Raw genomic sequence first — 7,925 nt, 5'->3', positions numbered from 1 at the left:
GCTCCATCCGGGCTACGATCAGAGTTGCAGTGATCTGCAATCTCGAATGCGTCAATCCTCGGGAGATTCAGGGACGCGCGGAATGCCGAGCGCATCGCTGACGTGATCGTCGATCCATCGGTAACTCACGAGGCCCCATTCACCACACGGCTCGACTCGTCCGCGTAGTCGTCGGCCCGTCTCGTCCAGATAGACATAGTCATGCCGTCTGAAGCAATGTTGCGGCAGCAAATCCGTGGGTTTGAGCATTCCGGAACCGATTGTCTCGAAAAGCCCCTTTGTCCAACCGAGACGATTTGTCCAAACAGGCGGAATGAGTAGGTTGTTGGGACGCAAGCAGGCCTCGTCCGGCGCCTTTGCCTTCGACTGATATGCATAGATATAGAGCAAGTTTGCGCCTGGCATCGGGCCCTGCTGGGATTCAACCAAGATCACCCTTCCAAATAGGTACGTCGCCGTCGGCAGAAGCATTGCAAACGTATCGCCGCGAACCGGCGCCCGACGGGAGGACTTGATCCGCTGCAAATTCGTCAACGGTGTCATCTTTAGCGTCCGTTCGCTCGTGGCCAGAACTCACGCCACTTCAAAGCGCGTAGCAACCATTTAGTGGAGCCAGTATTTTCGAGCCATGGGGTTCCTCTGGCAACGACGGTGTCGGAGGTGGGGTGACTCTATGCGCTTCGCCACGCTTGCCCATCTCGATCCCCTTCCTTGCAAACTACCATTCATTGAACTATAGTTCAAATTGTGGGGGGCTTCTTGAAGATATACAAGCTCAAGAGGGTTGCTCAGTTCACGAAGCGCGAGCGGATCGCCGACAGGAGCCTGAGCGAGGCCGTTGTGCGCGCCGCCCGCGGCCTCGTTGATGCGGATCTTGGTTCCGGCCTGATCAAGCAGCGGGTCGCCCGTGAGGGGCAGGGCAAGAGCGGCGGCTACCGCATGCTGATCGCACTCCGCTCGAGCCGGCGGGCAATCTTCTTGTTCGGCTTCGCGAAGAACGAGACCGACAACATCGATGCGACCCAACTGAAGACGCTGCGTGAAGCGGCCAGCTTGTGGCTCAACGCCGATGATCGGTACATCACCCGTGCGGTGGAAGAGGGACTCTTGATCGAGGTGCAACATGGCAAAGAAGACTAGGACGAATGCCCGCCTCACGAAGGAATTGCTGGAAATGGCGAAGGGCATGCACAAGGTCGGCGTCATGGACGACGACGCCTATGACAAGATCACCATGCGCCACCTGGGCAAGGCTGAACTGGCGACGGCAAAGCCGGTGACCCCGAAAGAAATCCGCGCCATGCGCGAGAAGGCAAATCTCAGTCAGGCCGTCTTTGCGCATTATCTCAATCTGACCGTCGGATACGTGTCGCAACTCGAACGCGGCGCCAAACGTCCGAGCGGCCCGGCTCTGGTGCTGCTCGATGTGATCCGAAGGAAGGGGATCGAGGCGATTCTTTAGACGGCACAGCTCGTAGCAACCATTAGAGCGACGTCCGATTGCCCTTGAGCATGACGCCTTGCTTGCGGCCGTCAAGGCGTGGCCTAGCGGCAGCAAGATTGTTGCTAGCGGAGGGGTGGCGCCATACAAGCCTATCCAAGCACCGCCGCCCTCCCAAAGAAGTGCGTCCGAACTTTCTTTCTCTGTCATGCGCAGGCGGTCTCGCTCAGGAATGACGAGTTAAGACGAGTTAAGATGACAAGGATGGGCTTCGCAAGGGCTCTACCCATCCTGCAGGCTCAATCACATCGAACAGACATCAGGTTTAGTGCAGAGCACCGCAACTCGTGGGCATGTGAGCTACTCGTTTCTGGAATTACTGGGAAACTTGAAGTCAGCCGTGCTGAGACTATTGGCGAACGTCTTCCTGGCCCCGACATGGCTGATTGTGTCGCCATCGAGCATCCTGCCGTGGTATTGCTGCAACCACGGAAGCTTCGTCTTGATACCCGTCGTGACAGGCTCGTCGGTGCTCTCGAGGGTGATCTCTCGCCAGACGACGTTCGGGCCCAGCGTCGCCTGCAAATCGTTGGGATCGACCTCGATCACGGTCTTGGGATCATTGACGTCGCCAAACGTGACGAGATTTGGCAGGTAATCGAGAGCAAGCGCGCGAGGACCGCGTAAACGCGCAACTTGCTGCACGTCATCCAGGAGTTTCCCCGACTGGGATATCCCATAGAGCTTGAACAGGAGAGCCATTCCTGGCCCAGCGTCCAACGTCCAACCGATATCGCTGATATGCGCAGGCCGGTGAAACTTCCGCGTTAGCAAAGCGACCAACGGCCGTGCGCCCGGTTGAAGATCCAGGTAAACGGCTTCTCCGTGCAGGCGATACATGACGCCTCGATCGGGAACGCTCACTGCAAAGTAGGTGACTTCGACGACACTCGACGCACGCTTCACGCCTGCGGGCGTATCCACGGCGAGCGACAGCTTGTAACGGTAGCTTTCCGCCTTGCTATCGCAATTCGCCACCAGGAGAGCGAGCAGTCCCATCATCGCATGCCTTGCGAAGCTTGACGCCGTCATCAAGCTCACAGGACGCCTCCGGACTTGTCGACGAGCAGCACTTGTAGTGTATCGACCTTGGCTCCCCAGTCGGTGTCACGCACGATCATTCTCAGCTCTCTGCTTGCGTCCTTGTTCAGCCGCACTCATACGCCTGACGGATAGCCGCCCGCCAAGAGTACGCGTTGCCCGTGAGGCGGGCGACGGATCGTGCGATGATGCCAACTTACCCCCGATTTGCCAGACGTGTCAAGCTTAATTTCTGATAAAACGTAATTCGTCGTACCGGTACCCCGGCTACTGTGCATGGGGTTGTTTTCGACGCTTTTCCGGCAGGCCCTCTCGGGCGCCAATCGCGCCCGCCTCAGCCCTTCGGCCCGCGCAGTTGCGCCGTCAGCTTCTCCATCGCCTCCGCGACCTCGCGCCAATTGCCGAGCCAGCTTCGCGGAAAGCGGAAGGTGAGGTCGGCGCCGCCGATGCGGCGCTCGGTGAGGCACATGCCGGGCGTGGCCGCATCGGGCGCCGGGTGGCAAGTCTGCCGCTGCTTCGCTCAAGTCGATCACCGCGCTTGTCTGTCGATCCAAGACTATCAAGCGGTCTTCGTTACGCAAGAGTCGCCAGTTGCGTCGAGATCGGCAACGATCTGTGAATGGCCGGAAGATCGCGGGAATCCAGATCGACGCCACCGTCCGTTCCCCAAAGGGTGTCGCCGCGCGATGGATGCTGCGCCTGCGCGAGTGCGTCCATCATACGGCTCCAGAGCGCCAGCCCGCCGCCAGCGAACGAAGCAACCAGCCGACCCCCGCCGAACATGCCCTCCAACGGACAGGAGCGCCGTTCCGGCCGCCCAGCCCCTTCGGTCATGGTAGGACAATGGTAACCGCTACTGGCTGAGGATGGCGCTGATCGCGCCATGGCGGGTTTGTGCAGTGACAGTGAATAGATCGCCTCAGCTTGCCGGCCGGGACGGGTGGCTCGATCTCTTGCGGGCGCTAGCGATAAGCCTCGTTCTCGTCTCCCATGGAAGCTGGTTCTTTGAAGGACCGGAGGGGAACGTGTTTGCCAACGTCACGGCGGTTCTCGGGGTGGAGATATTCTTCGTCCTCTCCGGATTTCTGGTCGGCGGCATGCTGTTCGAGCAATTCAAGTCCGAGACACCATGGCAGACCTTGCTTCCGAGCTTCTGGTCGCGTCGCTGGATACGGACGTTGCCGAACTACTACCTGTTCCTCGGACTCAACATCTTCATCTTCCGGCATTCGGGGCTTCCGCCGTTGGCGCCGTATTTCGCCTTCCTTCAGAATTTCGCCAGTCCTGTTCCTGCATTCTTTTCTGAATCCTGGAGCCTCGCCATAGAGGAGCTTTTCTATTTTTTCTTCCCGCTCGTCGTGATGGCATTCGGCAGGGCGCGCGGCCGCTCCACACGGGCCTTCCTCGCCGCGGGCGCTTTCGTCTTCCTGCTCTCTCTCGCCACGAGGATCGGCGCCGTAATCCTGTTTGAACCGCCTATGGAGGCGGGCATCAGGAAGGTCGCGATATTCAGGTTTGATGCGATCATGGCGGGGGTGTTCGCCTATGTCGCCCTCAAGTGGATCAGACCGGGACACAGGCCCGCGCTTCTCATTGCGGGCTTGGCGATCCTTGCGTTCTCGGTCGCAATTCTGACGCGCCCCCAGGCGGAGCTGGACCACAGCTTCTTCGCTCGAACATTGCTGTTCAACGTCGTGCACCTATCGATTGCCATGCTCGTGGTCTGGGGTTTTGGCCGGGTCGATCTCCCAGCCATGGCGGGGGGCGGCGTGACAGCCTTGTCCAAATGGTCCTATTCGCTGTACCTGGTCAATTGGCCCGTCATCATCGTGATTCATTCCTGCTGGCGATTGGAGCCGGGCATCGGCTTGGCCACGGCGGTCTCCGCCGCGCTTTACGGCGGCATTTGCCTGGTTCTTGCCGCGGGACTCTACCGTTATTTCGAGCGGCCAATTCTGGGTTGGCGGGATCGAAGGATTTTGGCGACCGCCTAACGGTGCTCCTCGCCTCGCGGCCGTGCGCCTATCGCAACTCTACGAACGCTTGCCAAACATCTGCGCCGTCAGCTTCTCCATCGCGTCCGCCACCTCGCGCCAATTGCCGAGCCAGCTTCGCGGAAAGCGGAAGGTGAGGTCGGCGCCGCCGATGCGGCGCTCAGTGAGGCACATGCCGGGCGTGGCCGCATCGCGCGTGCAGCGCGCACTCAGCGGCGGGCTCGTGGCGGAGAACAGATCCTCGCTGCCGTAGGGCGTTTCGGCGCGGAATTTGCGCATCGCCAGCCCGTCATCGACTGTACCAGGCGCGGGATCGAGATAGCGCGGATAGATAGTGGCGACGCGCGTCTCCGGCGCCAGCGCATCGTGATGCGCCGCGATCGACAGGAAGATGCGGTCGATCGGCTGCATCGTCGCATCAACGTTCTCGGCGGTGACATGCTTCAGCGCGCCCGGCGTTTCGAGCGAGGGATAGAGGAAGTCGAGGTCGATGCGCTCCTGCGGCCCGGAGTGGCGCTGGATCTTCATCCGGATCGCCGCGGTCGGCACGTTGAACAGCGTGTTGCCGATGCTGACCGGCAGTTTTTCCGGCGCGCTGGCCCCGACCACCGTGCCCCAGGTCGGCCACAGCAAATAGGCGACGAGTGCGAGCGCTGCGATCGCAAAGGCGCTGCCGATTGCGATCGGCAGCAGATGCGACCGTGCACGGCCGTTGCGGGGGGAGGTTGCCGAAAACATCGTCATCGCTGAGCTTTGGCTGCGCCTTGCCGGAAAAGTCGGCCGCTGGCCGACGAATCAGAGGCGAATATGCCATGCGGCGGCCAATTCGCGGAGCATTCCGGGCATGCGGGGCAAGGGGCCGTCGGGCCGCCCCGTGTTAACCTTCCCTTAAGTATAATCTGGCGCCGAGCCGTACTTTTTGTCACAGCTGGGCCGTCGCGTTGCGTATTGGCGGAACCTTTCCGATGTCAGTTGAGGCGTTGAATTCCCTGTTCTCGGTCCTGATCGGGTTCGCGCTTGCCGGCGCGCTGGTCAGCGGGTTCCAGGTCTTTGCGGCGCGGCCCGCCGGCTTCGGGCTGTTGCAGCAGGGGGTGGCGCCGAAGACCTTCGCCGCCGTGCCATTCCTGGTGTTCGCGGCGCCCTTCATCATCATGCGCAACACGCTGCGTGGGGCGCGGCTGGAAAACCGCCGCTTCGAATTCGTGATGATGGCCACCATCATCGCGGGCTTCTGGAGCATGATGAGCGGCACCTTCTTCCTGATGACGCTGCGCGCGACGGGCGTGCTGGGGTAGATTCTCGTCTTGACGCGTTTTCTTCGCGCGAGCCGGTGCCCACTTCGCTCGAAAACGCTCTGCAAGGCGCTTTGCCCTTTGCTATAGGTCTTCGCCAGAGGAGACCTTCATGGCGATCTACGAGCTCGACGGGCAGGCGCCCGAACTTCCCTCAGACGGAAATTACTTCATCGCGGAGACCGCAACCGTGATCGGCCGCGTGCGGCTGAAGCCCGGCGCCAGCGTCTGGTTCGGCGCGGTCTTGCGCGGCGACAATGAGTGGATCGAGGTCGGCGAGGGGTCCAACGTCCAGGACGGCTCGACCTGCCACACCGATCCGGGCTTCCCGCTCGTGATCGGCAAGAACTGCACCGTCGGCCATAACGTGATCCTGCACGGCTGCACGCTGGAGGACGGCGCGCTGGTCGGCATGGGCTCGATCGTCATGAACGGCGCGAAGATCGGTCGCGACGCCGTGGTCGGTGCGGGCTCCGTCATCACCGAGGGCAAGGAGTTCGGCGAACGCGCGCTGATCATCGGCTCGCCGGCGCGTGTCATCCGCACGCTCGAGCCGGCACAGATCGAGAAGATGGGACTTGCCGCAAAATCCTACCAGGCGAAGTCGCCGCTCTATCGGCGCGGCTTGAAGCGGATCGGCTGATCGCCGGCGCGATCAGATATCCTCGGCCTCGCGCGCCTCGGCTGCGCCGGCCACGCGCTCGTGACCTGCGGCCCACAGCGCATGTTCGTCGCTGCCGTCCTGATAGGGATTGGCTTCCGCCGGAATGTGTTCGCGCGCGGCGCGTTCGCCTTCCGCGAAGGGATCTCGATCCGTCGTCATGACTTTGCCTTTCCGGTTTTCTGGCGCGCAGTCGTTTTGGATGGTGCGCGGTCGAGCTTGACGCTCTTGCGCAGGGCGTCGCGCAAATCGGTCGGAATGTCGTGCTTCTTCAGGAGATCGGCGAAGGCCTCGTCCGCGAGCTCCTGAAGCGTCGCCGTCCTGTCGCGTCCCAATTGCTTGAGTTTGTCGAGCGTGTCGTCGTCGAAGGCGATCAGTTTGCGCATCGCGTTGCGCCTCCTTTTCTCAAATCATGAGCGGCCAAATTTGTTCCGGAACGGGCACGCCGCTCTACCGTTGGTCTCCGAACGGAGACTTTCCAATGGCCAGATTGTACGCAACGGTTTCGGTCGTCGCCTGTGTTCTGGCGGCGATGCCGCTGTCGTCCTTTGCGCAGAGTGGGACAGGCGGGGCGGCGGGCTCGACGACGTCGGGAGTTGGCGACGCGACAGGCGCGACACGACAGTCACCGTCGCCGCCGCCCGGGACCAACAGCCTCGGCACGGCGCAATCCTCAGGTGCGACCACCGGCACGGGACGCGGTGCGGCAGGCGGCGGCAAGTCGACCGACGCGGTCGTCCAGGAAGAGAACAAGGTCATCGATCAGCGCCTGAAGGGCATCTGTCGCGGCTGCTGACGGCGCAGCCTTGCGTCAATCCAGCCCTATCGGGACGGCCTGCGCTGCATTAGCCTTCGTCCGCCTTTCACGCGGAATCCAGAAGGAGGGGGCGATGTGGCGAAAAGCGATCATGGCTGCGCTTGCTGTCGCAGCATTCGGGCTTTCCAGTCCTGACACGGCATTGGCGCGCGGCGGTTTTGGCGGGCATGGCGGCGGCTTTCATGGCGGCGGTGGCTTCCACGGCGGTGGTGGCTTCCGCGGTGGTGGCTTCGCAGGCGCCGGCTTTCGCGCAGCCGCGATCGGCGGCGGCATGCGGGCAATCGGACCTGTGGGCGTCGGTCCCCGAATGGTCGGCGTCGGTCCGCGGATGGGGCCCGCTTTCGCGGGCCATCCCGGCTGGCGCCATGGCGGGCCTTGGCATGGACGGCGCGGCTTCTGGCCCGGCGTTGCCGTCGGTGCAGCCCTCGGGGCTGGCGCCTGGCCTTATTACGCCGGCGGCTACGACCCCTATTACGACTACGGTTACGGCTATTCCGACGTCGACTATGGCGGCTGCTACCTCGTACGGCAGCGCGTCATGACGCCGTGGGGCTGGCGTATCCGCAACGTCGAGGTCTGCGAGTGAGGGGGACGGCGTAAGCCCTCTAAAAGAACAAGG

General features: G+C 62.2%; 14 protein-coding genes. 7 read left to right on the top strand and 7 right to left on the bottom strand.

What is annotated here, in order from left to right:
• Positions 1-51: 51 nt before the first annotated feature.
• Entirely contained in the window at positions 52-543 is a 492-nt protein-coding gene (locus C2U70_RS24215) for an Imm26 family immunity protein (protein ID WP_140981141.1), read from the bottom strand.
• Between the two features lie 216 nt (positions 544-759).
• Here C2U70_RS24215 and C2U70_RS24210 point away from each other — a divergent pair, with 216 nt between their 5' ends.
• Positions 760-1,140 (top strand): type II toxin-antitoxin system RelE/ParE family toxin, encoded by a 381-nt coding sequence (locus C2U70_RS24210; RefSeq protein ID WP_140981139.1) that lies wholly within the window; start codon positions 760-762, stop codon positions 1,138-1,140.
• 34 nt (positions 1,141-1,174) lie between these two features.
• Positions 1,175-1,462 carry a helix-turn-helix domain-containing protein gene (locus tag C2U70_RS24205; RefSeq protein WP_246666846.1) on the top strand — a complete coding sequence of 96 codons (288 nt, stop codon included), beginning with the start codon at positions 1,175-1,177 and terminating at the stop codon, positions 1,460-1,462.
• Positions 1,463-1,801: 339 nt separating this feature from the next.
• On the opposite strand, the gene C2U70_RS24200 is transcribed toward C2U70_RS24205, so the two are convergent.
• From C2U70_RS24200 to C2U70_RS33140, 3 genes are all read right to left on the bottom strand, one after another.
• A complete protein-coding gene (locus tag C2U70_RS24200; RefSeq protein WP_140981135.1) occupies positions 1,802-2,542 on the bottom strand; it encodes a hypothetical protein in 741 nt (246 codons plus the stop codon).
• Positions 2,543-2,876: 334 nt separating this feature from the next.
• On the bottom strand, positions 2,877-3,011 hold the full coding sequence (locus C2U70_RS33755; RefSeq protein ID WP_283810404.1) for a hypothetical protein: 135 nt from the start codon (positions 3,009-3,011) through the stop codon (positions 2,877-2,879).
• 104 nt (positions 3,012-3,115) lie between these two features.
• A complete protein-coding gene (locus C2U70_RS33140; RefSeq protein ID WP_186294438.1) occupies positions 3,116-3,259 on the bottom strand; it encodes a hypothetical protein in 144 nt (47 codons plus the stop codon).
• A 149-nt stretch (positions 3,260-3,408) separates the two neighbouring features.
• Between C2U70_RS33140 and C2U70_RS24195 the strand changes: the two genes are divergently transcribed.
• Positions 3,409-4,536, top strand: coding sequence for an acyltransferase family protein (locus C2U70_RS24195; RefSeq protein WP_140981133.1), 1,128 nt, complete (start codon positions 3,409-3,411; stop codon positions 4,534-4,536).
• 39 nt (positions 4,537-4,575) lie between these two features.
• On the opposite strand, the gene C2U70_RS24190 is transcribed toward C2U70_RS24195, so the two are convergent.
• Positions 4,576-5,280, bottom strand: a complete 705-nt coding sequence (locus tag C2U70_RS24190) for a hypothetical protein (RefSeq protein WP_140981131.1) — start codon at positions 5,278-5,280, stop codon at positions 4,576-4,578.
• Between the two features lie 221 nt (positions 5,281-5,501).
• Here C2U70_RS24190 and C2U70_RS24185 point away from each other — a divergent pair, with 221 nt between their 5' ends.
• Positions 5,502-5,831 carry a DUF6949 family protein gene (locus tag C2U70_RS24185; protein WP_140981129.1) on the top strand — a complete coding sequence of 110 codons (330 nt, stop codon included), beginning with the start codon at positions 5,502-5,504 and terminating at the stop codon, positions 5,829-5,831.
• Positions 5,832-5,940: 109 nt separating this feature from the next.
• Positions 5,941-6,471: a gamma carbonic anhydrase family protein gene (locus C2U70_RS24180; RefSeq protein ID WP_140981128.1), complete on the top strand. Its 531-nt coding sequence runs from the start codon at positions 5,941-5,943 to the stop codon at positions 6,469-6,471.
• Positions 6,472-6,483: 12 nt separating this feature from the next.
• On the opposite strand, the gene C2U70_RS33135 is transcribed toward C2U70_RS24180, so the two are convergent.
• Positions 6,484-6,651, bottom strand: a complete 168-nt coding sequence (locus tag C2U70_RS33135; protein ID WP_186294437.1) for a hypothetical protein — start codon at positions 6,649-6,651, stop codon at positions 6,484-6,486.
• Positions 6,648-6,875: a hypothetical protein gene (locus C2U70_RS24175; RefSeq protein WP_140981126.1), complete on the bottom strand. Its 228-nt coding sequence runs from the start codon at positions 6,873-6,875 to the stop codon at positions 6,648-6,650. The genes C2U70_RS33135 and C2U70_RS24175 overlap by 4 nt, the downstream gene beginning before the upstream one ends.
• Before the next feature lie 95 nt (positions 6,876-6,970).
• Here C2U70_RS24175 and C2U70_RS24170 point away from each other — a divergent pair, with 95 nt between their 5' ends.
• Together C2U70_RS24170 and C2U70_RS24165 are read left to right on the top strand one after the other, a co-directional pair.
• Positions 6,971-7,285 carry a hypothetical protein gene (locus C2U70_RS24170; RefSeq protein ID WP_140981124.1) on the top strand — a complete coding sequence of 105 codons (315 nt, stop codon included), beginning with the start codon at positions 6,971-6,973 and terminating at the stop codon, positions 7,283-7,285.
• A gap of 94 nt (positions 7,286-7,379) precedes the next feature.
• Positions 7,380-7,892 (top strand): hypothetical protein, encoded by a 513-nt coding sequence (locus C2U70_RS24165; protein ID WP_140981122.1) that lies wholly within the window; start codon positions 7,380-7,382, stop codon positions 7,890-7,892.
• Positions 7,893-7,925: the final 33 nt, after the last annotated feature.

Origin of the sequence: Bradyrhizobium guangdongense, from assembly GCF_006483445.1 — a bacterium.
GTDB classification, from domain to species: Bacteria; Pseudomonadota; Alphaproteobacteria; order Rhizobiales; family Xanthobacteraceae; genus Bradyrhizobium; species Bradyrhizobium guangdongense_A.
Note: the sequence above shows the minus strand (reverse complement) of the source record. Positions and strands in the feature narration are given on the sequence as shown.

What these genes read in the sequence shown, in the direction of transcription:
- C2U70_RS33140 (WP_186294438.1), bottom strand. Translation starts at nt 3,259, where the DNA reads ATGGACGCACTCGCGCAGGCGCAGCATCCATCGCGCGGCGACACCCTT.
- C2U70_RS24215 (WP_140981141.1), bottom strand. Translation starts at nt 543, where the DNA reads ATGACACCGTTGACGAATTTGCAGCGGATCAAGTCCTCCCGTCGGGCG.
- C2U70_RS24165 (WP_140981122.1), top strand. Translation starts at nt 7,380, where the DNA reads ATGTGGCGAAAAGCGATCATGGCTGCGCTTGCTGTCGCAGCATTCGGG.
- C2U70_RS33135 (WP_186294437.1), bottom strand. Translation starts at nt 6,651, where the DNA reads ATGACGACGGATCGAGATCCCTTCGCGGAAGGCGAACGCGCCGCGCGC.
- C2U70_RS33755 (WP_283810404.1), bottom strand. Translation starts at nt 3,011, where the DNA reads ATGTGCCTCACCGAGCGCCGCATCGGCGGCGCCGACCTCACCTTCCGC.
- C2U70_RS24185 (WP_140981129.1), top strand. Translation starts at nt 5,502, where the DNA reads ATGTCAGTTGAGGCGTTGAATTCCCTGTTCTCGGTCCTGATCGGGTTC.
- C2U70_RS24195 (WP_140981133.1), top strand. Translation starts at nt 3,409, where the DNA reads ATGGCGCTGATCGCGCCATGGCGGGTTTGTGCAGTGACAGTGAATAGA.
- C2U70_RS24170 (WP_140981124.1), top strand. Translation starts at nt 6,971, where the DNA reads ATGGCCAGATTGTACGCAACGGTTTCGGTCGTCGCCTGTGTTCTGGCG.
- C2U70_RS24205 (WP_246666846.1), top strand. Translation starts at nt 1,175, where the DNA reads ATGGCGAAGGGCATGCACAAGGTCGGCGTCATGGACGACGACGCCTAT.
- C2U70_RS24180 (WP_140981128.1), top strand. Translation starts at nt 5,941, where the DNA reads ATGGCGATCTACGAGCTCGACGGGCAGGCGCCCGAACTTCCCTCAGAC.
- C2U70_RS24190 (WP_140981131.1), bottom strand. Translation starts at nt 5,280, where the DNA reads ATGACGATGTTTTCGGCAACCTCCCCCCGCAACGGCCGTGCACGGTCG.
- C2U70_RS24175 (WP_140981126.1), bottom strand. Translation starts at nt 6,875, where the DNA reads ATGCGCAAACTGATCGCCTTCGACGACGACACGCTCGACAAACTCAAG.